The sequence below is a fragment of the Rhizobium sp. CIAT894 genome, from assembly GCF_000172795.2.
In the GTDB taxonomy this organism is placed as follows: domain Bacteria; phylum Pseudomonadota; class Alphaproteobacteria; order Rhizobiales; family Rhizobiaceae; genus Rhizobium.
The window spans coordinates 2,296,127-2,320,098 of sequence record NZ_CP020947.1 but is presented as its reverse complement, the minus strand read 5'-3'; the positions used below and the strand labels follow the sequence as shown (position 1 = coordinate 2,320,098).

26 protein-coding genes and 2 riboswitches are annotated in these 23,972 nt (G+C 62.1%); of the genes, 17 read left to right on the top strand and 9 right to left on the bottom strand.

Features of this window, described 5'->3' with window-relative positions; all coding sequences use genetic code 11:
• Positions 1–128 precede the first annotated feature (128 nt).
• Entirely contained in the window at positions 129–806 is a 678-nt protein-coding gene (locus tag RHEC894_RS11525; protein ID WP_003568896.1) for an alpha/beta hydrolase, read from the bottom strand.
• A 216-nt stretch (positions 807–1,022) separates the two neighbouring features.
• On the opposite strand from RHEC894_RS11525, the gene RHEC894_RS11520 reads away from it, so the two are divergent.
• The 8 genes from RHEC894_RS11520 (at position 1,023) to sufA (ending at position 8,519) form a co-directional block, all read left to right on the top strand.
• The gene (locus tag RHEC894_RS11520; RefSeq protein WP_010067787.1) at positions 1,023–2,189 is read left to right on the top strand and encodes a cysteine desulfurase family protein; all 1,167 of its coding nucleotides are present in this window, start codon (positions 1,023–1,025) and stop codon (positions 2,187–2,189) included.
• Between the two features lie 168 nt (positions 2,190–2,357).
• Complete coding sequence (gene sufB / locus RHEC894_RS11515; RefSeq protein ID WP_085737362.1) at positions 2,358–3,827, top strand: Fe-S cluster assembly protein SufB; 1,470 nt, start codon at positions 2,358–2,360, stop codon at positions 3,825–3,827.
• A 58-nt stretch (positions 3,828–3,885) separates the two neighbouring features.
• On the top strand, positions 3,886–4,227 hold the full coding sequence (locus RHEC894_RS11510) for a GIY-YIG nuclease family protein (protein ID WP_085737361.1): 342 nt from the start codon (positions 3,886–3,888) through the stop codon (positions 4,225–4,227).
• 104 nt (positions 4,228–4,331) lie between these two features.
• On the top strand, positions 4,332–5,087 hold the full coding sequence (gene sufC / locus RHEC894_RS11505; protein WP_085737360.1) for a Fe-S cluster assembly ATPase SufC: 756 nt from the start codon (positions 4,332–4,334) through the stop codon (positions 5,085–5,087).
• Positions 5,088–5,111: 24 nt separating this feature from the next.
• Positions 5,112–6,386, top strand: coding sequence for a Fe-S cluster assembly protein SufD (gene sufD, locus RHEC894_RS11500; protein ID WP_085737359.1), 1,275 nt, complete (start codon positions 5,112–5,114; stop codon positions 6,384–6,386).
• A gap of 12 nt (positions 6,387–6,398) precedes the next feature.
• Positions 6,399–7,640 carry a cysteine desulfurase gene (locus RHEC894_RS11495; protein WP_085737358.1) on the top strand — a complete coding sequence of 414 codons (1,242 nt, stop codon included), beginning with the start codon at positions 6,399–6,401 and terminating at the stop codon, positions 7,638–7,640.
• 12 nt (positions 7,641–7,652) lie between these two features.
• A complete protein-coding gene (locus RHEC894_RS11490; RefSeq protein ID WP_085737357.1) occupies positions 7,653–8,033 on the top strand; it encodes an SUF system Fe-S cluster assembly protein in 381 nt (126 codons plus the stop codon).
• 93 nt (positions 8,034–8,126) lie between these two features.
• On the top strand, positions 8,127–8,519 hold the full coding sequence (gene sufA / locus RHEC894_RS11485; RefSeq protein ID WP_085737356.1) for a Fe-S cluster assembly scaffold SufA: 393 nt from the start codon (positions 8,127–8,129) through the stop codon (positions 8,517–8,519).
• Between the two features lie 60 nt (positions 8,520–8,579).
• Here sufA and RHEC894_RS11480 read toward each other — a convergent pair whose 3' ends face one another.
• The 5 genes from RHEC894_RS11480 to gcvT all read right to left on the bottom strand — a co-directional run bounded on the left by RHEC894_RS11480 (position 8,580) and on the right by gcvT (position 15,011).
• Positions 8,580–8,885, bottom strand: a complete 306-nt coding sequence (locus RHEC894_RS11480; RefSeq protein ID WP_010066077.1) for a flagellar basal body rod C-terminal domain-containing protein — start codon at positions 8,883–8,885, stop codon at positions 8,580–8,582.
• A gap of 139 nt (positions 8,886–9,024) precedes the next feature.
• The gene (locus RHEC894_RS11475) at positions 9,025–10,062 is read right to left on the bottom strand and encodes a GH25 family lysozyme (protein ID WP_085738947.1); all 1,038 of its coding nucleotides are present in this window, start codon (positions 10,060–10,062) and stop codon (positions 9,025–9,027) included.
• Between the two features lie 562 nt (positions 10,063–10,624).
• The gene (gene gcvP, locus RHEC894_RS11470; protein ID WP_085737355.1) at positions 10,625–13,489 is read right to left on the bottom strand and encodes an aminomethyl-transferring glycine dehydrogenase; all 2,865 of its coding nucleotides are present in this window, start codon (positions 13,487–13,489) and stop codon (positions 10,625–10,627) included.
• Entirely contained in the window at positions 13,489–13,851 is a 363-nt protein-coding gene (gcvH, locus tag RHEC894_RS11465; protein ID WP_085737354.1) for a glycine cleavage system protein GcvH, read from the bottom strand. The genes gcvP and gcvH overlap by 1 nt, the downstream gene beginning before the upstream one ends.
• 23 nt (positions 13,852–13,874) lie before the next feature.
• The gene (gene gcvT, locus RHEC894_RS11460) at positions 13,875–15,011 is read right to left on the bottom strand and encodes a glycine cleavage system aminomethyltransferase GcvT (protein WP_085737353.1); all 1,137 of its coding nucleotides are present in this window, start codon (positions 15,009–15,011) and stop codon (positions 13,875–13,877) included.
• A gap of 76 nt (positions 15,012–15,087) precedes the next feature.
• A riboswitch (glycine riboswitch) is annotated at positions 15,088–15,168 on the bottom strand.
• 3 nt (positions 15,169–15,171) lie between these two features.
• Positions 15,172–15,261, bottom strand: a riboswitch (glycine riboswitch).
• Between the two features lie 158 nt (positions 15,262–15,419).
• On the opposite strand from gcvT, the gene RHEC894_RS11455 reads away from it, so the two are divergent.
• Positions 15,420–15,800 (top strand): hypothetical protein, encoded by a 381-nt coding sequence (locus RHEC894_RS11455; protein ID WP_085737352.1) that lies wholly within the window; start codon positions 15,420–15,422, stop codon positions 15,798–15,800.
• 72 nt (positions 15,801–15,872) lie between these two features.
• Positions 15,873–16,886, top strand: a complete 1,014-nt coding sequence (locus tag RHEC894_RS11450) for a copper chaperone PCu(A)C (RefSeq protein ID WP_085737351.1) — start codon at positions 15,873–15,875, stop codon at positions 16,884–16,886.
• Between the two features lie 82 nt (positions 16,887–16,968).
• Here RHEC894_RS11450 and RHEC894_RS11445 read toward each other — a convergent pair whose 3' ends face one another.
• On the bottom strand, positions 16,969–17,235 hold the full coding sequence (locus RHEC894_RS11445; protein ID WP_010064965.1) for a hypothetical protein: 267 nt from the start codon (positions 17,233–17,235) through the stop codon (positions 16,969–16,971).
• 121 nt (positions 17,236–17,356) lie between these two features.
• Between RHEC894_RS11445 and crcB the strand changes: the two genes are divergently transcribed.
• From crcB to RHEC894_RS11410, 7 genes are all read left to right on the top strand, one after another.
• On the top strand, positions 17,357–17,734 hold the full coding sequence (gene crcB, locus RHEC894_RS11440; RefSeq protein ID WP_085737350.1) for a fluoride efflux transporter CrcB: 378 nt from the start codon (positions 17,357–17,359) through the stop codon (positions 17,732–17,734).
• Positions 17,735–17,822: 88 nt separating this feature from the next.
• Positions 17,823–18,815, top strand: coding sequence for an RluA family pseudouridine synthase (locus tag RHEC894_RS11435; protein WP_085737349.1), 993 nt, complete (start codon positions 17,823–17,825; stop codon positions 18,813–18,815).
• Positions 18,812–19,465 carry an HAD-IA family hydrolase gene (locus tag RHEC894_RS11430; protein ID WP_085737348.1) on the top strand — a complete coding sequence of 218 codons (654 nt, stop codon included), beginning with the start codon at positions 18,812–18,814 and terminating at the stop codon, positions 19,463–19,465. Before RHEC894_RS11435 ends, RHEC894_RS11430 begins: the two co-directional genes overlap by 4 nt.
• A gap of 9 nt (positions 19,466–19,474) precedes the next feature.
• Entirely contained in the window at positions 19,475–20,260 is a 786-nt protein-coding gene (locus RHEC894_RS11425) for an ATP12 family chaperone protein (protein WP_085737347.1), read from the top strand.
• A 66-nt stretch (positions 20,261–20,326) separates the two neighbouring features.
• On the top strand, positions 20,327–20,785 hold the full coding sequence (locus tag RHEC894_RS11420; protein WP_085737346.1) for a hypothetical protein: 459 nt from the start codon (positions 20,327–20,329) through the stop codon (positions 20,783–20,785).
• A gap of 147 nt (positions 20,786–20,932) precedes the next feature.
• The gene (locus RHEC894_RS11415; RefSeq protein ID WP_085737345.1) at positions 20,933–22,465 is read left to right on the top strand and encodes an acyl-CoA carboxylase subunit beta; all 1,533 of its coding nucleotides are present in this window, start codon (positions 20,933–20,935) and stop codon (positions 22,463–22,465) included.
• Between the two features lie 140 nt (positions 22,466–22,605).
• Positions 22,606–22,998 (top strand): DoxX family protein, encoded by a 393-nt coding sequence (locus tag RHEC894_RS11410; protein ID WP_085737344.1) that lies wholly within the window; start codon positions 22,606–22,608, stop codon positions 22,996–22,998.
• A 40-nt stretch (positions 22,999–23,038) separates the two neighbouring features.
• Here RHEC894_RS11410 and RHEC894_RS11405 read toward each other — a convergent pair whose 3' ends face one another.
• Both RHEC894_RS11405 and RHEC894_RS11400 read right to left on the bottom strand, forming a co-directional pair.
• Entirely contained in the window at positions 23,039–23,353 is a 315-nt protein-coding gene (locus tag RHEC894_RS11405; RefSeq protein ID WP_085737343.1) for a multidrug efflux SMR transporter, read from the bottom strand.
• A gap of 141 nt (positions 23,354–23,494) precedes the next feature.
• Complete coding sequence (locus RHEC894_RS11400; RefSeq protein ID WP_085737342.1) at positions 23,495–23,962, bottom strand: YaiI/YqxD family protein; 468 nt, start codon at positions 23,960–23,962, stop codon at positions 23,495–23,497.
• Between the last annotated feature and the right edge of the window lie 10 nt (positions 23,963–23,972).

The following is a 23,972-nucleotide window of genomic DNA, read 5'->3' as shown; positions in this document are numbered from 1 at the left end:
TTAGTTAGGATCGCGAGGAACCTACCGCACTGCAATATGTATTGCAACACGGTAGATGATCTGTTTCGGGACAATCGACCCATGCGGCCAGGATCGTGCCGCATGAGATAGATCCGAGCGCTATGGCGTCAGCGAATCCGCTTGGCGGCCGGCTCCGGCACGAGTTCGCCATTCAGGCGGCGGTCGAGATAGTCCTCGCATTCGCCCATCAGCGTTTCCACCTGGCCGTTGAAGAAGTGATTGGCGTTGGAGACCGTGCGATGGGTGATGAGGATGCCCTTCTGGGTCTTCAGTTTCTCCACAAGGCCGTTGACGTCCTTTTCCGGCGCCACCTTGTCGGCTTCGCCGTTGATGATCAGGCCGGATGAGGGGCAGGGCGCCAGGAAGGAGAAGTCGTAGGTATTCGGCTGCGGGGCGATCGACATGAAGCCCTCGATCTCCGGCCGGCGCATCAGAAGCTGCATGCCGATCCAGGAGCCGAAGGAATAACCGGCGACCCAACAGGTCTTCGAATCAGGATGCAGGCTCTGCACCCAGTCGAGCGCCGAGGCGGCATCCGAAAGTTCGCCGGCGCCGTGGTCGAATTCGCCCTGGCTGCGGCCGATGCCCCGGAAATTGAAGCGCAGCGTCGTGAACCCGCGCTTCTGGAACATGTAGAAGAGCTGGTAGACGATCTGATTGTTCATCGTGCCGCCGAACTGCGGATGCGGGTGCAGAATCAGGGCGATGGGCGCGCTTTTTTCCTTGGAGGGCTGATAGCGGCCTTCAAGACGGCCGGCTGGGCCGTTGAAAATAACTTCGGGCATTGGTACTCCGGGTTTTATTTCGCGTTCGCGCTGCGTCGGACGACAACATGACTTGACTCGGGTTGTCAGCTTTTCTAAAACGCAGTTTAGAACAATTCGAAACTTGCATGGCGATCCACGCATCGTGAATGTGTCATAAGGCAAGCCCGGCGGAAATTTCAAGAAAAATGAGCCGTGGGTGCTGAAGCAAGCTCGTCAAGCGCAGGACTGAAGATCATGGCGCCGCCACGCCTTTATCTCGACTGGAATGCCACAGCGCCGCTGCACCCCGCAGCCCGCGAGGCGATCATGCGCGCCATCGACATTTTCGGCAATCCAAATTCCGTTCACGGCGAAGGCCGTGCCGCTCGCGCTGCGATCGAATGTGCGCGGCGCAAGGTGGCGGCGCTGGTGGGCACCGACGCCGGCAATGTGGTCTTTACCAGCGGCGCGACCGAGGCCGCCAATCTGGTGCTGACGCCGGATTTCCGCATGGGCCGCACGCCGCTCCGGCTCGGCCAGCTTTATTTTTCGGCGATCGAGCATCCGGCTGTGCGCGAAGGCGGCCGTTTTGCCAGGGAGAAGATGACGGAGATCCCGGTCACGGAAGCCGGCACTGTCGATCTCGACGCGCTCGCTGCCATGCTCAATGCCCATGACAAGGCCGCCGGCCTGCCGATGGTCGCCATCATGCTCGTCAACAATGAGACCGGCATCGTCCAGCCTGTGGAGGCAGCGGCAAAAATCGTTCACGCCCATGGCGGACTTTTCGTGGTCGATGCCGTGCAGGCGGCGGGGCGTATCCCGCTCGACATCGGCAGGATCGGTGCCGATTTCATGATCGTCTCGTCGCACAAGATCGGCGGGCCGAAGGGCGCCGGGGCGCTGATTGCCCGCGGCGAAGCGCTGATGCCGCGGCCGCTGATCCAGGGCGGCGGGCAGGAGCGGGGTCACCGCTCGGGGACACAGAATTCACTGGCGCTGATCGGCTTCGGCGCTGCGGCGGAGGCGGCTGCCGACGAACTCGAGGCACGCAATGCGGCGATCGGCGCGTTGCGCGAGCGGCTGGAAGCCGGCATGCGCCGGGCGGCAGCCGATGTCGTGATCCATGGCGAGGGCGGCGAGCGGGTCGCCAATACGATCTTCTTCACCCTGCCGGGACTGAAGGCCGAGACCGGACAGATCGCCTTCGATCTGGAAGGCGTGGCGCTTTCGGCGGGTTCGGCCTGCTCCTCCGGCCGGCTCGGTGAAAGCCATGTGCTGACGGCGATGGGCCGCGACGCCAAGCTCGGGGGCTTGCGCATTTCGCTCGGCTTTTCGACGACGGAAGAGGATATCGACCGGGCGATTGCCGCTTTTGCGAAGATCGCCTGCCGGCGCAGGTCGGCGGGCGAGGCGGCCTGACCGCCTCATAAACTTGCGGAAACGCAAATTTCTGCTTGCCAACCGGGCTGAAAAGTCCCTTTTGGCCTCTTACATCAAGGGCAAGAATTTGCCCGACATCAGGGGCAAGAGAATTGCCCATACGCTACAAGCTGCCGGACCTTGTATCCGGCGAGATTGGAGAACGAAATGGCTGCCGTGCAGGAAACGATCGACCAGGTCCGCCTGATCGATGTCGACCAGTACAAATACGGTTTCGAGACCGTCATCGAAATGGACAAGGCGCCGAAAGGCCTGTCCGAGGACATCATCCGCTTCATTTCGGCCAAGAAGCAGGAGCCGGAATGGATGTTGGAATGGCGTCTCGAGGCCTATCGCCGCTGGCTGACGCTGGAGGAGCCGACCTGGGCGCGCGTCGACTATCCGAAGATCGATTTCAACGACATCTATTATTACGCGGCGCCGAAGAGCACGCCGGGTCCGAAGTCGCTCGACGAGGTCGATCCGGAGCTGTTGAAGGTCTATGAAAAGCTCGGCATTCCGCTGCGTGAGCAGGAGATCCTGGCCGGCGTCGAGAAGCCGAAGATTGCCGTCGACGCGGTTTTCGACAGCGTCTCGGTCGTCACCACCTTCAAAGCGGAGCTGAAGAAGGCCGGCGTGATCTTCATGTCGATCTCGGAAGCGATCCGCGAATATCCCGATCTCGTCCGGAAATATCTCGGCTCGGTCGTGCCGACCTCGGACAATTATTACGCGACGCTGAATTCGGCTGTTTTCACCGACGGCTCCTTCGTGTTCATTCCGAAGGGCGTTCGCTGCCCGATGGAGCTGTCCACCTATTTCCGCATCAACGAGAAGGGCACCGGCCAGTTCGAGCGCACGCTGATCATCGCGGAAGAGGGTGCCTACGTCTCCTATCTCGAAGGCTGCACGGCGCCGCAGCGCGATGAGAACCAACTGCATGCCGCGGTGGTCGAGCTCGTTGCGCTCGACGATGCCGAGATCAAATATTCCACCGTTCAGAACTGGTATCCGGGCGATAAGGAAGGCAAGGGCGGCATTTACAACTTCGTCACCAAGCGCGGCGATTGCCGCGGCGACCGGTCGAAGATCTCGTGGACGCAGGTCGAAACCGGCTCGGCGATCACCTGGAAGTATCCGTCCTGCATCCTGCGCGGCGACGACTCCAGAGGCGAGTTCTATTCGATCGCCGTCTCCAACGGTCACCAGCAGATCGACAGCGGCACCAAGATGATCCATCTCGGCAAGAACACGTCGAGCCGCATCGTCTCCAAGGGCATCGCCGCCGGCGTTTCCAACAACACCTATCGCGGCCAGGTCTCGGCCCACCGCAAGGCCTCGAACGCGCGCAACTTCACCCAGTGCGATTCGCTGCTGATCGGCGACAAATGCGGCGCCCATACCGTGCCCTACATCGAGGCGAAAAACTCGACGGCCCAGTTCGAGCACGAAGCGACGACCTCGAAGATTTCCGAGGACCAGCTGTTCTACTGCCTGCAGCGCGGCATCCCCACGGAAGCGGCGATCGCGCTGATCGTCAACGGCTTCGTCAAGGAAGTGCTGCAGGAACTGCCGATGGAATTTGCGGTCGAGGCGCAGAAGCTGATCAGCATTTCGCTGGAGGGGAGTGTCGGCTAACGCAACCTCCGTCATCCTCGGGCTTGTCCCGAGGATCTGCTGTGGCCAGAGGACAAGGATGACTGGTTTCGTCTATATGATGTCCGACAAGCCTCGGGGCGTGATCTACACCGGCGTCACCAGTGATTTGCACGGTCGCATATGGGAGCACCGCAACGAAATCCAGAAGGGTTTCACGCAGAGGTACAAAGCAAAAAATCTCGTCTGGTTTGAGTACCATCCCAATATCGTGTTGGCGATCCAGCGAGAGAAGTCTCTGAAGCGCTACCTGCGTGAATGGAAAATCAAGCTCATAGAGGAGCTCAATCCAACCTGGATAGACCTCTACGAGCGGATCGATGAAATTGAGAATGTCTATCGGCCGCATCCGAATACGCGGGAGTGGAGCGATTACAATTGAGGGCTTAGATCCTCGGGACAAGCCCGAGGATGACGGATTGAGACCGGTGCGAACGGTCAATTGGGCGGCTCCTTGAAATCCGCCGGATAACAGGAAAGACAAAGATGCTTGAAATCAGAAACCTCCATGCCCGCATTGCCGAAGACGGCACCGAGATCATCCGTGGCCTGAACCTGACGGTGAAGGCCGGCGAAGTGGCCGCGATCATGGGGCCGAACGGCTCCGGCAAGTCGACGCTCTCCTATGTGCTGTCCGGCCGCGAAGATTATGAAGTGACCGAAGGCGACATCCTCTATAACGGCGAGAGCATTCTCGAGCTCGATCCGGCCGAACGTGCCGCCAAGGGCATCTTCCTCGCCTTCCAGTATCCTGTGGAAATTCCGGGTGTCGCCACCATGCAGTTCCTGAAGGTGGCGATGAACGAGCAGCGCAAGGCGCGCGGCGAAGACGAGCTGACGACGCCGGATTTCATGCGCCGCGTCAAGGAAGCTGCGGCCAAGCTGCAGATCAACACCGAGATGCTGAAGCGCCCGCTCAACGTCGGTTTCTCCGGCGGTGAGAAGAAGCGCGCCGAAATCCTGCAGATGGCGCTGCTGGAGCCGAAGCTTTGCGTGCTTGATGAAACCGATTCAGGCCTCGATATCGACGCGCTGAAGATCGTTGCCGACGGCGTCAACGCGCTGCGTTCGCCGGATCGCGCCGTCGTCGTCATCACCCATTACCAGCGCCTGCTCGACTATATCGTGCCGGATACCGTCCACGTGCTCTACAAGGGCCAGGTGATCAAGTCGGGCGACAAGACGCTGGCGCATGAGCTGGAAGCCAACGGTTACGCCGACATCATCGGCGCGGCGGCCTGATTTCGGGTGGAAAGGACGACGTCCATGAACATGCAGACGACGAGCCGCCTGACCGCGGCCGAAGCGGCGCTGATCGAAGCCTTCAACCAGCAGATCGGCGATCTGCCGGGCAATGGCGCGGTGACGGTCCTGCGCGACCGGCTTCTCGACGACCTGAAGAAGGCCGGCCTGCCGACGCGGCGCGTCGAAGCCTGGCATTATACCGACCTCAAGAATCTTCTGCGCAATGTCCCGCAGCAGGTTGGTGACGCCGGCTCCGAGGCTTTGGAGCCGCTTGTTGCCGATTCCGCGGTGCTGGCGGTGATCCAGGGCCATTCCAACCAGAAGGCCGCTGCCGCCGACCTCGGCATTTCCACATATTCCGAACGTCTGGTCGACGGCTCTGCCGCGGAAAGTCTCGACGCGCTCGGCAGCGACGATGCGATCGGCCGCATCAACGGCAGCTTCGTGCGCGACGGCTATGTCGTCGATGTGCCAGCCGATACCGAACTTGAAAACCCGCTGGAAATTCAATTCGTTCACGCCGGCGGCCAGACGCATACACGCCTTCCGGTTTCCTTCGGGGCAGGCGTCAAGGCGACCGTCATCGAGCGTCACCATGCGGTGACCGGTGATGCGGCGCTGGTGTCCCACATCAGTGACATCTCGATCGGCAAAGGCGCGGAGCTGACCTGGATCATCCTGCAGCAGCAGGGGGCAGAGGATACGCATCTCGGCCAGATCCGCATCGATCTCGGTGCCGACGCCAAGCTTCGCCTGTTCGTCATCAACGCCGGCGGCAAGTTGGTGCGCCAGGAACTGCATATCAAGGTAACGGGCGAGGGCGCCGATCTGACGCTGCGCGGCATCAACCTGCTCGGCGCCGAAAGCCATACCGACGTGACGATGGTGCTCGGCCACGACGTGCCGCATACCGGCTCGACCGAAGTGATCCGCAACGTCGTCTTCGACCGCGCCAAGGGTGTCTTCCAAGGCATGATCAGGGTTGCGCCCGACGCGCAGAAGACCGATGCCAAGATGGCCTGCAACACGCTGCTGATGTCCGACGACGCCGAGTTCTCGGTCAAGCCCGAGCTTGAGATCTTCGCCGACGACGTGCAATGCGGCCACGGGGCGACGGTGACCGATATCGACGCCAACCACCTTTATTACCTGATGGCGCGCGGCATTCCGGAGAACAAGGCGCGGGCGATGCTGGTCAACGCTTTCGTCGCCGAAATCGTCGAGGAACTGGAAGACGAGGCCCTGGTCGAGGCGCTGGAAGGCGTGATTTCGGCCTGGCTCGAAAAGCACGCCTGATCGGATATAGCAATGGACAAGATCGTGCCGGCCACGCCATACGATGTCGAAGCCATCCGCCGGGATTTTCCGATCCTGGCGGAGAAGGTGCACGGCAAGCCGCTGGTCTATCTCGATAACGGCGCCTCGGCCCAGAAGCCGCAGGTGGTGATCGACGCCATCTCGCATGCCTACGCCCACGAATACGCCAATGTGCATCGCGGCCTGCATTATCTTTCCAATGCGGCGACGGACGCCTATGAGGCGGCGCGCGAGAAGGTGCGCCGTTTCCTCAACGCCCCTTCGGTCAACGACATCGTCTTCACCAAGAATTCGACGGAAGCGATCAATACGGTCGCCTATGGCTGGGGCATGCCTGAGATCGGCGAGGGCGACGAGATCGTCCTGACGATCATGGAGCACCATTCCAACATCGTGCCCTGGCACTTCATCCGCGAGCGGCAGGGCGCCAAGCTCGTCTGGGTGCCTGTCGACGACGAGGGCGCCTTCCATATCGAGGATTTCGAGAAGAGCCTGACGGAGCGCACCAAGCTCGTCGCCATCACCCATATGTCGAATGCGCTCGGCACCATCGTTCCGGTCAAAGAGGTCTGCCGCATCGCGCATGAGCGCGGCATCCCGGTCTTGATCGACGGCAGCCAGGGCGCCGTGCATCTGCCGGTCGACGTGCAGGACATCGATTGCGACTGGTATGTCATGACCGGCCACAAGCTCTACGGCCCGTCGGGCATCGGCGTGCTCTACGGCAAGAAGGAGCGGCTTTCCCAGATGCGCCCCTTCCAGGGCGGCGGCGAGATGATCTTCGAAGTCGCCGAGGACACTGTCACCTACAACGATCCGCCGCACCGCTTCGAGGCCGGTACACCGCCGATCGTCCAGGCGATCGGGCTCGGTTATGCACTCGACTATATGGAGAAGGTCGGCCGCGAGGCGATTGCCCGCCATGAGGCCGATCTCGCCGCTTACGCGGTCGAGCGGCTGAAATCGGTCAATTCGCTGCGCGTCTTCGGGACGGCGCCCGACAAGGGCAGCATCTTTTCCTTCGAGCTTGCCGGAATCCATGCCCATGACGTCTCGATGGTGATCGACCGGCAGGGCATTGCGGTGCGGGCCGGCACGCATTGCGCCATGCCGCTCTTGAAACGCTTCGGCGTCACCTCCACATGCCGTGCATCCTTCGGCATGTACAATACCCGCGCCGAGGTCGATGCGCTGGCCGATGCGCTGGAATATGCGCGCAAGTTCTTTGCCTGAGGAGTGTCCGTGATGAGCCTGGACGAAACCGAACAAAAAATCGACGTGCGCGAAGGCATCGTGCATTCCAGCATCCCGGCCGAGGAACTGGCGCGGCTCAGTGACGATGTCATCAGCGCGTTGAAAACCGTCTACGACCCGGAAATTCCCGCCGACATCTTCGAACTCGGCCTGATCTACAAGATCGACATCGAGGACGACCGGATGGTGAAGATCATGATGACGCTGACCGCGCCCGGCTGCCCGGTCGCCGGCGAGATGCCGGGCTGGGTTGAAAATGCCGTCGGCGCCGTCGAAGGCGTGTCCGGCGTCGAGGTCGAAATGACCTTCGATCCGCCGTGGACGCCGGATCGCATGTCCGAAGAGGCGCAGGTCGCCGTCGGCTGGTACTGACATCCCGCGGTATTGATCCGTTTACGTGCGACGACTACATTTGAATCACGAAGCACCGGATCTTGACCCCGGTTGCGGAAGGAGATGAAGCCGATGGGCTTTGCAGTGATGAGCATGACGGACGGGGCTGCGGCCCGCGTCAAGGCGATCGTCGAAAATTCCGGCCCGGAGGCCAAAGGCGTTCGCGTCGGCATCAAGAAGGGCGGCTGCGCCGGGATGGAATATACCATCGACCTGGTGACCGAGCCGAATGCCAAGGACGATCTGATCGAGCGCGACGGCGCCAGGGTCTGGATCGAACCCTCGGCCGTACTCTATCTGCTCGGCACCGAAATGGGCTTCGAGCAGACGACGCTGCGCTCCGGCTTCACCTTCACCAATCCGAACCAGACATCGGCTTGCGGCTGCGGCGAATCGGTCGAGTTGAAACCCGCCGATCTCGCTGCCCTTGCAGCGCAAAGGCAGAGCGAGCCGGCGCATTCGTAAGCCGTTAAATTGGCCACCGGAGCTGCATCAGTGGCGGCGCGTCACGTTACGAAAGCGCGCTCAGTCGCGCTTGATGCTCATCAGCATTTCCCACATGTCGGCACCGGTCTCGAAAACCACGGCGTTCGCCTTGTAGCTCTGTTCGGCTTCGAGCAAGTCGGTCAGTTCGGTGGCGGGATCGACATCCGACGCCGTCGGGCTGACGGTCGCCTGGACGCCGCCTGATGCAACTGAAGTGAGGCTGGTGTTCAGCCTGGCGTAACCTGATGTGCTGCTGTTTGCGACGTTGTTGGCGATCGCGCCGATCCGGGTCGTCTGCGCCCGCATTCCCGAAAGAGCAGTGTTGGTAATGCCGGATATGCTCATCAGCCGTTTCCCCAGAACTGGATGATCGTCTTTTACCCGCAAGGATTTAGAGAATGCTGAAGGCGTTGCCTTAGCAAAGACCTACCGGATGTGCGCCCTGCTATTCCATCTGTTCCGGATTGGCACGGAACCAGCCTCGCTACCGCGACGCCACCCAGTCGTGCCAGTCGCTCTCGTTGCCGTTGAAGACGTTGAGATCGATCTTGCCGTCGACGCCGTCGGAGAGGCCGGAACCGGAATATTGCCAAAAGAGCCACTTGCGACCGGGATAGACCTTGGAGGGATGGGCAGCCACCGAGCGCAGCCAGAAGGGATAGTCGAGCATCTCACCCTTCAGATTGTCGCGATAGAAATCCGGCGCCGTGTAGATGATCGGGCGCTGGCCGTAATAACGCTCCAGCTTGTCCATGAAGACCTGCATCTTTTCCCGGACACGGGCCGGGGAGATACGCCGCTTGCAGCTCGATTCGCCGTTCCATTCGACGTCGATCACGGGCGGAAGCGCATTGGCTTCCCGCGGTACGTTGCGGATGAACCAGTCGGCCTGCTCGCCGGCTGTCCGGCACCAGTAGAAGAAGTGATAGGCGCCGTGTTTCAGGCCGGCTTCCTTGGCCCGGCGCCAGTTCTTCTTGAACATCGGATCGAGGTGATCGCCGCCATCCGTTGCCTTGATGTAGACGAAGTTCGCGCCTTGATTGCGCAAAGTTTCCCAGTCAATTTCGCCCTGCCAGCGCGACACGTCGACACCGTGCACAGCAAGCTTTCTCGGCGAAGTCTTGCCGAAGTTGATCGGTTTGGCATCGCGGAAGCGGTGGCTGTAGATCTGTCCGCGGGACGGCGATTTCCTGCCGGTATCGGGATCGGCTTCCGGGTTGGCGGGCATCAGCATCGCCACCGGCCGTTCCGTCGGCATCGGCATGCCGACCGGCCTGTCCGCGGGCACGAGCGCCTGTGGTTCGGGAACCGGCCCGGTCCAGCTCAACGCTTCCTGCGGGGCGCTTGCCTGTGCCGTGTCGCCGACGGCGGCGGCCGGTATCGGGCCGTTCGGCTTAGTGATCGCATTGGTCGTTTCCGCCGAAGGCACAGGCGTGAGCACATCTTCGGCGCCGGAACTGGCGGCGCAGCCCGACAGAACCAGGGCGGCAAGGAGGATTGCTGGCAAAGCCGATGGACGCATGAGAACCTGCACGCAAAACAAAAGGTCGACGATTATATTCCCGCTGGAGAAAAACCGTCCATTTTCAATTGCTAACAGAGACTTGCTAAGAAAGGTTAAATTTGAGCCTATTGCCTCGAAAGCGGGGATTGCCCTGTCCTTCAGACCCCGCTTGCGGGCCCGGGGATATATGCCGCAGCGTCGCGATTCCCTCTTCTCCCCATCGGGGAGAAGGTGCCCGTAGGGCGGATGAGGGGGCCGGCAATGCCGGTCTTCCTCACAATATTCACCAGGCTTCGACCGCACTAGTATGGTCTTGACCCTGTTTCGGACACTTCGCGATGAGCAGATAATCGCGGGACGGGCGTGCCGCGTGGCCCCCTCATCCGCCTGCCGGCACCTTTCCCCGCTGGGGAGAAGAGAATATGCCGCGTCGTCTCCGTTCCTCGCTAACTCTTGCCGGGCACTGTCAGCGCGAACCGGGCAGCCCAGGCTCAAGGGCGAGAGTGACGCGGGATTAAAGACGAGGTTTGTCACAAGATGAGCCCCTCCCAATTCGTGGAAGGGGCTCGCCGAATGCATACTACTCCGCGGCCTCCGCATAACTCTCCACCGGCGGGCAGGTGCAGATGAGGTTGCGGTCGCCATAGACATTGTCGACGCGGTTGACCGGGGACCAGTATTTGTCGACGCGGAAGGCGCCGGGTGGGAAGCAGGCCTGTTCCCGGCTGTAGGGACGATCCCATTCGCCGACGAGGTCTTCCACCGTGTGGGGCGCGTTCTTCAGCGGATTGTTGGCCTTGTCCATGCGGCCGTCCTCGATGGCGCGGGCTTCCTCGCGGATCGCCAGCATCGCCTCGCAGAAACGGTCGAGCTCGGCCTTGGTCTCGCTTTCCGTCGGCTCGATCATCAGCGTGCCGGCGACCGGCCAGCTCATTGTGGGAGCATGGAAACCGCAGTCGATCAGCCGTTTGGCGACGTCGTCGACGGTGACGCCCGCGCTGTCGACCAGCGGGCGGGTATCGATGATGCATTCATGCGCCACACGGCCGGTCTTCGACTTGTAGAGCACGTCATAGGCGCCCTTCAGCCGGGTGGCGATGTAGTTGGCGTTGAGGATCGCCACCTTGGTCGCCTGCGTCAGGCCTTCGCCGCCCATCATCAGGCAGTAGCTCCAGGAGATCGGCAGGATCGAGGCCGAGCCAAAGGCTGCGGCCGAGACCGCGCCGGGACGGCCGTCGGTTTCGGGATGGCCGGGCAGGTGCGGCGCCAGGTGCGCCTTGACGCCGATCGGGCCCATGCCGGGGCCACCGCCGCCATGCGGGATGCAGAAGGTCTTGTGCAGGTTGAGATGGGACACGTCGGAGCCGATGTCGCCGGGGCGGGACAGGCCGACCATGGCGTTCATGTTGGCGCCGTCCAGATAGACCTGGCCGCCATGGGCATGCACCAGATCGCAGATCTCCTTGACCGTCTCCTCGAAGACGCCGTGCGTCGAGGGGTAGGTGATCATGCAGCAGGAGAGGTTTGCCGCATGCTCCTCGGCCTTGGCGCGGAAATCGTCGAGATCGATGTCGCCGTTCTCGCGCACCTTGACGACCACAACCTTCATGCCGACCATCTGGGCCGAGGCCGGGTTGGTGCCATGCGCCGAGGTCGGGATCAGGCAGACGTCACGATGGCCCTCGCCATTGGCGATGTGGTAGTTGCGGATCGTCAGCAGCCCGGCATATTCGCCTTGCGCGCCGGAATTCGGCTGCATCGAGAAGGCGTCGTAGCCGGTGACGGCGCAGAGCTTTTCTGTGAGGTCGTCGAGCATCTCGCGATAGCCGAGCGCCTGGTCTGATGGCACGAAGGGATGGATGTCGGAAAATTCCGGCCAGGTGATCGGCAGCATTTCCGCCGTCGCATTCAGCTTCATCGTGCAGGAGCCGAGCGGGATCATCGAGCGGTCGAGCGCCAGATCCCTGTCGGAGAGCCGGCGGATGTAACGCGTCATCTCGCTTTCGGCGCGGTTCATGTGGAAGATCGGATGGGCGAGGTAATCGCTGGTCCTCAGCAGGCCCTTGGGCAGCCGGTAGGAAGGCTCGAAATCGGCGATGGTGAAATTGCCGCCGAAGGCGCGCCAGACGGCTTCAAGCGTTGCCGGCCGCGTGCGCTCGTCGAGGCTCATGCCGATCTGGGTTTCGCCGACCTTGCGCAGATTGACGCCTTCGGCGACGGCGGCGCGCAGGATGAGGCCCTGCATGTGGCCGACATCAACGGTGATCGTGTCGAAGAAGCTTTCAGGTTCTATCCTGTAGCCGAGCTTTTCCAGGCCCTTGGCCATCAGCACGGCTTTCAGGTGCACCTGCTGGGCGATCGCCTTGATGCCCTCAGGACCGTGGAAGACCGCATACATCGAGGCCATGACAGCGAGCAGCACCTGGGCGGTGCAGATGTTCGACGTCGCTTTCTCGCGGCGGATATGCTGCTCGCGGGTCTGCAGCGACAGGCGATAGGCGCGGTTGCCGCGGGCATCGACGGAAACGCCGACGAGGCGGCCGGGCATGGAGCGCTTGACGGCGTCTTTCACAGCCATATAGGCCGCATGCGGGCCGCCGTAACCGACGGGAACGCCGAAGCGCTGCGAGGAGCCGACGGCGATGTCGGCGCCCATTTCGCCGGGCGATTTGAGCAGCGTCAGCGCCAGGATATCGGCGGCGACGACTGCTATGGCGCCGGTCTGGTGCAGGCGGGCGATCAGGCCGGTGAAATCATTGATGTGACCATGCGTGCCGGGATACTGGAAGATCGCCCCGAAGACGTCGACCGGATCGAGATCGGTGAATGGATTGCCGACGATGACCTGCCAGCCGAGTGGCTCGGCGCGGGTGCGAATCAGGGCGATGGTCTGCGGATGGCAGTCGGCATCGACGAAGAAGGCCTTGGCCTTCGACTTAGAGACGCGCTCGGCCATCGCCATGGCTTCGGCGGCGGCGGTCGCCTCATCGAGCAGCGAGGCATTGGCGACGTCGAGGCCGGTGAGGTCCGAGATCATCGTCTGGTAGTTCAACAGCGCTTCCAGACGACCCTGGCTGATCTCCGGCTGGTAGGGCGTATAGGCCGTGTACCAGGCGGGGTTTTCCAGGATATTGCGCTGAATGACCGGGGGCGTGATCGTGCCGTAATAACCCTGGCCGATCAGCGAGACCAGCACCTTGTTCTTGTTGGCTGTCTCGCGCAGCTTGTCGAGCGCCTCGCGCTCGGTCATCGGCGCGCCCCAGACGAGCGGCTCCTTCTGGCGAATGGTGGGCGGCAGCGTCGCGTCGATCAGCCCGTCGAGGCTGTTATAGCCGATCACCTCCAGCATGTCGGTCATCTCGGCCGGCGAAGGGCCGATATGACGGCGATTGGCAAAATCGTAGGGCTGATAGTCGGTGAACTGGAATTCGGTCGGCGTCGTCATTACGCGGTGAGCTCCTTATAGGCCGCCTCGTCGAGCAGGCCGTCGGCGTCGGCGGCATTTGCAAGCTTCAGCTTGAAGAACCAGCCCGCCCCTTGAGGATCGGAATTGACCAGCGACGGATCCGCGACGATGGCCGGATTGACCTCGGTGATCTCGCCGTCGAGCGGACAATAGACGTCGGAAGCGGCCTTGACGGATTCGACGGTCGCGGCATTGCCGTTCTTGGAGAAGGTCGCGCCGACTTCCGGCAGTTCGACGAAAACCAGGTCGCCGAGTTGCTCGACGGCATAGGTGGTGATGCCGACCGTCGCAACGCCGCCTTCGATCTGCAGCCATTCATGTTCTTCGGTGAATTTCAGCATTGTTCGTCCTCTCTGGAAAAGTTTTAGCGTTTGTAGGTCGGTGTAACGAAGGGCAGGGCGCTGACGGTGGTCGGCAGATATTTGCCGCGCACCTCGGCGTAGACGAGCGTGCCGGCCGCAGCATGGGAGACAGGCACATAGCCCATGGCGACGGGGCCCTCAACGCTGGGGCCGAAGCCGCCCGAGGTGACTTCGCCGATTTCGACCTTGCCCTCGGCATCGGCGTAGAGCTTGGCATGGCCGCGCACCGGCGCCTTTCCTTCAGGCTTCAGGCCGACGCGGCGGCGGGCCGCGCCGTTGTCGAGTTCGGAGAGAATACGGCCGGAGCCCGGAAAACCGCCGGCGCGGGCGCCACCCGAGCGCCGCGCCTTCTGCATGGCCCATTCAAGCGCCGCTTCGACGGGCGAAGTGGTGGTGTCGATATCGTTACCATAGAGGCAGAGGCCGGCTTCGAGGCGTAGCGAGTCGCGGGCGCCGAGGCCGATCGCCTGGACGTCGGGATGCTCGAGCAGCCGCATGGTGACATCGACGGCCTTGTCTGCCGGGATCGAGATTTCGAAGCCGTCCTCGCCGCTGTAGCCGGAGCGCGAGACCAGGCAGGAAACGTCGTGCAGGCGGCAGTGTCGCACATCCATGAATTTCATCGCCGCGACGTCGGCCCAGAGTTCGGCGAGCACCTCGACGGCGCGCGGACCCTGCAGCGCGATCAGGGCGCGATCAAGAAGGGTGATGTCGCACCGGTCGCCGATATGGGCTTGTAGATGGGCGAGATCGGCCTCCTTGCAGGACGCGTTGACGACGACGAAAAGATGGTCGTCGAGATGCGTGATCATCAGGTCGTCGAGAATGCAGCCGCTGTCGTCGGTGAAGAAGCCGTAGCGCTGGCGGCCTTCGGCAAGGCCGAGAATGTCGACCGGCACCAGGCTTTCGAGCGCCAGCGCCGCATCCTCGTAGCGGCCCGATTTTGCCCTCACGATGACCTGGCCCATATGGGAGACATCGAAGAGGCCGGCCTCGGTGCGGGTATGAAGATGTTCCTTCATCACCCCGGCGGGATATTGCACCGGCATGTCGTAGCCTGCGAACGGCACCATGCGGGCGCCGAGCGAAAGATGCAGGCCATGCAGCGGGGTTTTCTTCAGGGCAGCAGTATCGTCCAAAAGACGCCTCCGGGGTTTGCGCTTTCTCACGAAGGCGCGGGCTCAAATCTGAAGGCGCGGCTGCGCACTTCTCTCCTGAGCCCCCTCTGTCCCTTTGCCTGAGATTGTTATCCCTTCGGCGAGCGTTTCGAGAACGCTTCTCTCCAGAGTTCCGTCTGCCCCTTGCTGGTCCTTTGGCCTGAGAGTTTCCGGGGCGGTTGCTCCTTCGGCACCGGTGGTGACAAACACCGGATTCTCCCAACAAGGTTGGCGCAATTATCCGGCGGCTGTGGCACTTGGCAAGCGGCAAATGTCGTCACCGAGCAAATTTTTGTCGTCTTATTCCAAGCAGGGCTTAAACTGCGGCAAATCTGCTTTTGCATTCGGGGGCGAAACCGGCTATCGCGGCTTGCTGTTGAAGGGGATCTCATGCGGCGGACCGGATTGAAAGCGACGCTCTTCCTGCGCATGCTTTGCGCCTTGAGCTTGGCTTTGCTCGGCCTTGCCCATCAGGCGCCGCAGGCTGTCGCCTCCGAAGGTTACGATGCGAGCGCCTATGTGCTGCCCGACGGCACCTTCGCCTCGCTTTGCGTCACGGTGAAGGGCGCCGACGGCAAGAGCGTCGTCTTCAAGCCGAATTGCGAAGCCTGCCGGCTGTCGGCCTCTATCATTCTGCCAACGCCCGATGCGGGCGCCTGGCTCGAAGGCAAGTTCGCCTCGCTGCTCAATTCGCCGGTCGAAACGTCGGCCGTTGCCGGCGCCTCTGCCGTCAGCCGGCCGAACTCCCGCGCGCCGCCCACCCTCGGCTGATCTGCCTTCGCACTTATGATGCAGCATGCCGGTCCGCCAGAGAGAAGTTTGCGGCCGGCGAGGAGATATCCGATGAAGATCAGCACGACATTCGGCAAGACATGCACGCTTGCCGCCCTTTTTTCCGCGACCGCCATTGCCGGCGCCGAGGCACATGTGACTTTCCTCGACAGGGAGACGACGCAGGAGAGCACCATTCTCGCGACGCTGCAGCTGCCGCATGGCTGCGACGGCAAGGCGACCACCGAAGTGCGGGTCAAGCTGCCGGAAGGCTTCGTCTTCGCCAAACCGCAGCCGAAGGCCGGCTGGGAGCTCGAGGTGATCAAGGGTGATTACCAGAAGAGCTATGACAATCACGGCGACAAGGTGAAGACAGGCGCCATCGAGATCCGCTGGAAGAACGGCAATCTCTCCGACGATTTCTACGACACCTTCGTCATTCAGGGCAAGGTTTCGGGCGTCGAGGCCGGCACTTCGCTCGCCTTTCCGGTGACGCAGATATGCGGCGATACGGTGCAGGCCTGGGATCAGGTGGCTGCGGACGGCGGCGACGCGCATGGCCTGAAAAGCCCGGCGCCGCTGTTGAAGGTCGTTGCCGGCGAAGACCACGGTCACGAGCATGACGACATGGCCGGCATGGACATGTCCGGCAAGACCGAAATGGACATGTCCGGGACGGCAGCGGCGCCGGCCAGCGACACGGTCAAGGTCGGCGATATCGAAATCTCCGGCGGTTTCGCCAAGGCGATGCTGCCCGGCCAGCCGGTCGGCGGCGGCTTCTTCACGGTGAAGAACAACGGTCAGACGGATGATCGGCTGGTGTCCGTGACGTCGGCTGCAGCAGGCGAGGTTCAGATCCACGAAATGGCGACGAAGGACAATGTCATGCGGATGCGGCAGTTGAAGGACGGCGTCGCGATTGCCGCCGGCGAGACGGTCAAGCTCGAACCCGGCAACCTGCATCTGATGTTCCAGAAGGTGAAGACGCCGTTCAAGCAGGGCGATACGGTGCCGGTGACGCTGACCTTCGAAAAGGCCGGCAAAGTCGACGTGGTGCTGCAAGTGCGGTCAGCGCAGGGCAAGTGAACGACGCCGTCGTATGACGAAGAGCCCGCAGGTGGTTGCGGTGTCGCAACCGGGCTTGCGGGCTTGCCGTTGAGGCGGTGTCTCAGACCTCTTCGTAGGATTGCAAGGCTTGCTTGAGGCCGGCCTGCGGCTGGCGATTGCCTTTGGCCATCAGGTCGAGCGCCACTTCCGTCGACTGGATGATGCTGGAGGGCTCCTCGGCCTGATCGGCGCTGTCGGCCTTCAATTGCCGGTCGGCAATGCGGCGCGCATCACGGGCGGCGGTGCTGGTCGCCACACGCTGAGGAATCCTCAGCGATTCGAAGGCAATGGCAGCGGTGTTGGCTGATACGGACAGGAGTTGGGTCATGCCGCCAGCGTATCGGCATGATCTTGGTGCCCTCATAATAAAATCATCGGCATTTTACCGGATGGTAAGAATTCGTTCCGTCCCGATTGGAATCTCGGCGGAGTTGCGATAAATCCGGCTGATGATCCAGGCTCTTCTCGTTGCCGTCGGCGGCGCTATCGGTTCCCTTCTCAGATATTATGTCGGCCAGTGGTCGTTGAGGCTCATGGGCCCGGCCTTTCCCTGGGGCACGCTTGCCGTCAACGTCGTCGGCTGCTTCGTCATCGGTGTTTTCGCCGAGCTGATCGCACGCAAATTCAACGCTTCGGTGGAACTGCGCCTGTTGCTGATCACCGGCTTCCTTGGCGGTTTCACCACCTTCTCGGCTTTCTCGCTGGATGCGATCTCGCTGTTCGAACGCGGCGAGGCCGTGGCCGGCGGCGTCTATATCGTTGCCAGCGTCGGGCTTTCGATGGCGGCCGTCATTGCCGGGCTTGCCGTCATTCGCGCTTTTGCCTGATTCCGGTTTCCGTTTTGCGTGAAAATGCTCTAAAGGCTGCGGCAAGAACGCCGGCTCGGCCCGCGCTGCAATTTCCGAAAGATTTTTTATGGCTGGCATAGAACATATCAAGGTTGAACCCGACGAAGCCGGCATGCGGCTCGATCGCTGGTTCAAGGTGCATTTTCCCGGGCTCGGTTTCGGCCCGCTGCAGAAGCTGTTGCGCTCCGGCCAGGTGCGCGTCGACGGCGGACGTGTCAAATCGGATGCGCGCGTGCAGCCCGGGCAGACGGTGCGGGTGCCGCCGCTGGATGTCGATGCCAAGGTCAAATCCGGACCGATCGCCGGCCGGGATCTCAAACATTCGTCCGATTTCGAGCTGCTGTCGCGCATGGTGCTGCATGAGGACGACAAGGTCATCGTGCTCAACAAGCCGCCGGGTATTGCCGTGCAGGGCGGCTCCGGCGTTGCCCGGCATATCGACCAGATGCTCGAAGCCTGGACCAGCCCGAAGGGCGAGAAGCCACGGCTTGTTCACCGGCTCGACCGCGATACGTCAGGCGTTCTCGTGATCGCCCGCACCCGTGGCGCCGCACAGAAGCTGACGGCCGCCTTCCGCGAGCGCGATACCAAGAAGACCTACTGGGCGCTGGTCAAGGGCGTGCCGCGCAAGCACGAGGACAAGATCTCGACCTGGCTCGTCAAGGAACCGACCGCCGACGGCGACCGCATGCGCATCGCCAAACACGGCGAGGACGGCGCCGACCATGCGATTTCCTTCTACCGCGTGGTGGAGACGGCGGCGCAGAACCTCGCATGGCTGGAGATGGAGCCTTATACCGGCCGTACCCACCAGTTGCGCGTCCATGCCCTGCATATCGGCCATCCCATCATCGGCGATCCGAAATATTTCGACGATGATCCGAATTGGGATTTTCCGGGCGGCGTCCAGAAGAAGCTGCATCTGCACGCACGCCACATCGACATCCCGCACCCCTCCGGCGGCCGGCTGCGCGTCAGCGCGCCGCTGCCGCCGCATATGGTGCAGACCTGGAATCTTCTCGGTCTCGACCTTGCCGGCGCTGAAAGGGACAGCGAATGAAACTCGCGCTTTTCGATTGCGACGGCACGCTGGTCGACAGCGCCGGCCTGATCCACGAAACCATGCGCCGCACCTTCGATAAATTCGGCAAGCCGGAACCGCGATTCGAGGACACCAAGGCCATTATCGGCCTGTCGCTCGATATCGCGATCGCCCGCATGCAGGGCAAGCCGCATGTCGAGCCGGAAGATATCGACATGACGGCGCATTACAAATCGCTGTTCTCGGTCGTGCGTCAGGATCTCGACTACCGGGAGCCGCTGTTTCCCGGCATTCGTGAAATGATCGACGCGATCAGCGGGCGCGAAGATCTGCTGATCGGCGCGGTGACAGGCAAATCCAGGCGCGGGCTGAACCTCGTGATGGAAACACACGGCTTTGACCGATCTTTCATCGTTGCGCGCACCGCCGACGATTGCCCGTCCAAGCCGCATCCGGCCATGGTGACGGAATGTTGCGACGAAACCGGCATCAATGCCGCCGATGCCATTGTCATCGGCGATGCGATTTACGATATGCAGATGGCAAAGGCCGCAGGCGCCAAGGCGATCGGCGTTGCCTGGGGTTATGCCAGCGTGGATGAGCTGATCGCCAACGGCGCCGACGCGATCGCCTATCATCCAAACGAGATATTGCGCCATTTTTCCTGAGGTGAGCCCATGCGTGATCTGCTGAACGATCTTTCCGAAGGCCTGAGCCATCCCGATCCCATCCGCCGGGCGCAGATCCAGATGAACAAGCCGCTGCCGAAGCGCTTCTATACCGATGTCGCCGTTACCGAGCACGAGGGCAGTTTTGCGGTTACGCTCGACGGCAAGACGGTGCGCACGCCGGCACGGCAGGTTCTCGCCGTTCCCACGGAGGCGCTGGCGCGGCTTGTCGCCGCCGAATGGCAGGCGCAGGGCGAAGAGATCAATCCCATGACCATGCCGGTGACGCGGCTCGTCAATACGGCCCTCGACGGCGTGACCGCCAATAAGCAGGCGATCTTCGAGGATATCCTGCGGTTTTCCTCCAGCGACCTCATCTGTTACCGCGCCGATGGGCCGGAACTGCTGGTCGAGCGCCAGACCGAGCGCTGGGATCCCGTGATCGACTGGGCGGCGAATGATCTCGGCGCCCGCTTCATCCTCATCGAAGGCGTGATGCCTCAAGAGCAGCCGCGCGAGGCGACGGCCGCCTTCGCCGTGACGCTCGCCAGATTTGACAGCCCCATGGCGCTTGCTGCACTCCACACCGTCACTACGCTCACAGGTTCGGCGATCCTGGCGCTCGCTTTCGCCTGTGGCCGGGTGACGATGGAGGAGGCCTGGTCGCTTGCCCATCTCGATGAAGACTGGACGATTGAGCATTGGGGCAATGACGAGGAGGCCGAGGAGCGCCGCGCCAAGCGCTTTGCCGAGTTCACGGCGGCGACGGATGTTTTTTTCGCCCTAAGCGCCTGAAACATATTGCCTTCCCGGACATTATGACGAAATCTGCGACTCCAATGGGGCGTGCGGGATTTTGTAATGAATTGGCTGAGGTCGTGTTTTTGCCGGGCCACACTCTTTTGTGTGGCGCTCACGGCCTGCGCTGGCCTCTCGGCCAAAAAGCCGGAGGCACCGATGTACGACGTGCGCAGCGCCGTCGTCCTCTCCGGCCCGAATATGCCGGCCGCGCTGCTTTCCGGGATCAACGACCGCGTCAACGCCGCGATCAACGTCACCACTCGCGATACCGTGCTGCCGCGGGTGGTGCTGACGATCCGCGTGGTGTCCATCGAGAAAGGCCTCGGCTTCCAGAAGGACCGCAATGTCGCCAAGATCAGCATCGACGCTGCCTCGGTCGAGGACGGCTCGGTCATCGCCGTCAGCGCCTTCGACGTGACCAGCATCGCCGCCGACCCCAAGCTTGCCGACGCGATATTGGCCGACGACGTTGCAGCAAGAATACGCTCGGTATTCTCGCTCAGCGGGCGCGGGCGCTAAAGCGCGTCGCGATCTTTCAGATTCGCTCTTTGCGCTTTCGCTCTTTGTTTGTACGCATTGTCGTTGCCGCAAAACCGCTGCACAGTTTTGCGCGACATGCTTTAGCATTGACCGCCGGATTGCCGCCTGCAGCGGCGAGGAGATCGTATGAAGGAAATTCTCGAGGAACTGGAACGGCGCCGCGGCATCGCTCGCCTCGGCGGCGGTGAAGCACGTATCGATGCACAGCACAAACGTGGCAAGCTGACGGCGCGCGAGCGCATCGACCTCTTCCTCGACGAAGGCTCCTTCGAGGAGTTCGACATGTTCGTCGAACATCGCTCCACCGATTTCGGCATGGACAAGAGCCGTGTTGCCGGCGACGGCGTCGTCACCGGCTGGGGCACCGTCAACGGCCGCACGGTGTTCGTCTTCGCCAAGGACTTCACCGTTTTCGGCGGCTCGCTGTCGGAAGCGCATGCCGAGAAGATCATGAAAGTGCAGGACATGGCGCTGAAGAACCGCGCGCCGATCGTCGGCATCTACGATGCCGGCGGCGCCCGCATCCAGGAGGGCGTGGCAGCGCTCGGCGGTTATGCGGAGGTGTTCCAGCGCAATGTGCTCGCCTCCGGCGTGATCCCACAGATCTCGGTGATCATGGGTCCCTGCGCCGGCGGCGACGTCTATTCGCCGGCCATGACCGATTTCATCTTCATGGTGCGGGACACCTCCTACATGTTCGTCACCGGCCCCGACGTGGTGAAAACGGTGACCAACGAGACGGTGACATCGGAAGAGCTTGGCGGGGCCACTGTACATACGACGCGCTCTTCGATTGCCGACGGTGCCTACGAGAATGATGTCGAAACGCTACTGCAGGTGCGCCGGCTGATCGACTTCCTGCCGCTTTCGAATACCGCACCGCTGCCCGAGATCGAATGTTACCAGTCGGTGACAGAGGTCGATATGTCGCTCGATACGCTGGTGCCGGCCAGCGCCAACAAGCCTTACGATATCAAGGAACTGATCCGGAAGGTGGCGGACGAGGGGGATTTCTTCGAGATCCAGGTGAGCTTTGCCGGCAATATCGTCTGCGGCTTCGGCCGCGTCGAAGGCTCCACCGTCGGCTTCGTCGCCAACCAGCCGATGGTGCTGGCCGGCGTGCTGGACAGCGACGCCTCGCGCAAGGCGGCGCGCTTCGTGCGCTTCTGCGACTGCTTCAATATTCCGATCGTCACCTTCGTCGATGTGCCGGGCTTCCTGCCGGGGACGGCGCAGGAATATGGCGGCCTCATCAAGCACGGCGCCAAGCTGCTCTTTGCCTATGCCGAAGCGACGGTGCCGAAGCTCACCGTCATCACCCGCAAGGCCTTCGGCGGTGCCTATGACGTGATGGCGTCGAAACATCTGCGCGGCGACCTCAACTATGCCTGGCCGACGGCGCAGATCGCCGTGATGGGCGCCAAGGGTGCGGTCGAGATCATCTTCCGCAAGGATATTGCCGATCCGGAAAAGATTGCCGCGCATACGAAAATGTACGAGGACCGGTTCCTGTCACCCTTCGTCGCCGCCGAGCGCGGTTATGTCGACGAGGTGATCATGCCGCATTCGACCCGGCGGCGGCTGGCGCGGGGACTGAAGATGCTGCGCAACAAGGATCTCGCCAATCCGTGGAAGAAACACGACAACATTCCGCTCTGAGATTTGGCAGATGAATAAAATCATCCGCTCAGCTGTTTACCTGCTGTCGAAAAAGTGAACGGGCGTCAGCGATCCGTGTGTTCAATCCCTGTCGGGGACCGGCTAACGCTCGGCTGCATTGTTTTAAATGGAGAGGTTTTATGTCAAGTTTCGAGCGTCTTTCTGCCTATCGCCCCTACGGGTTGGCCGCTCTCAGAATCATCACCGCGCTGTTGTTCATCGAACACGGGACGATGAAGCTTTTCGGTTTCCCGGCGTCGCAGATGTCCGGCTCGCTGCCACCGCTGATGCTGTTTGCCGCCCTTCTGGAGCTGATCGGCGGCATCCTGATTCTCGTCGGCCTGCTGACGCGTCCCGTCGCCTTCCTGCTCGCCGGTGAAATGGCGGTCGCCTATTTCATGGCGCATGCCCCGAACAGCTTCTTCCCGGCCGTCAATCAGGGCGACGCCGCGATCCTGTTCTGCTTCGTCTTCCTCTACCTGTTCCTCTCCGGTCCCGGCGCTTTTGCCGTCGACAACCGCAAGGCAGCCTGAACGACAGGCCGAGGGGCGTCGCTGACGCCCCTCGGTCCCATCAAGCGGTCAGCTTGAGACCGGCGATGCCGCCGACGATCAGCATGATGCAGGCAAGACGGGAGACACTTGCCTCATCGCCCAGCAGCCAGACGCCGAGCAGCACGGTGCCAACCGTGCCGATGCCGGTCCAGACCGCATAGGCGGTGCCGATCGGCAGGTGCTTTACGGCAAGGCCGAGCAGCACGACGCTGACCACCATTGAAATGACGGTCAACGCGGTCGGCAGCGGCCGGGTAAAACCCTCGGTGTATTTAAGACCGATTGCCCAGCCACATTCGAAAAGACCGGCGAGAAAAAGCAGAAACCAGGCCATGCGACTCTCCTTGTTCAAGAGCGAGGCCGTCCCCGCGACGTTGCATCCGAGGATGCCGCAGTCGTCTGCGTTAAGGTCTATATGCGCGAGGAAACGGCTCGGTTCAAGGTAGGAAACGGCATGGCTGCCATGCCACCCGTTTCATGCCTGCCTGCCGGCATCCCCGGAAAGGTTCTTGGCGCGGCGGCAGAGCCGATCGAAGGTTTCGAGGAAACGTGAGCGGTCTTTCGGGCTGAAGGCGGCGTTATAACCCTTGCTCTCGCCGGTTTCGCGCAGATGCGCGCCGAGATCGCGCATGGCGCTTGCCATGCCGATATTGGTCTCGTCGAAGACGCGGCCCGTTGGACCGCTCACGAAGGCGCCGGTTGCGACGCAGCGAACGGCGAGCGGCACATCGGCAGTGACGACGACATCGCCGGCAACGGCACGCTCGGCAATCCAATTGTCGGCGGCATCGAAGGCGTTGGAGACGATGACGTTGTGGATCATCGGATCGCGGGAAGGGCGCAGGCCGGAATTGGCGACGAAGGTGACTTCGAGGCCGTGGCGTTCGGCAACCTTGAGGATTTCCGGCTTCACCGGGCAGGCATCGGCGTCGACATAGATCATGGCACTGTCC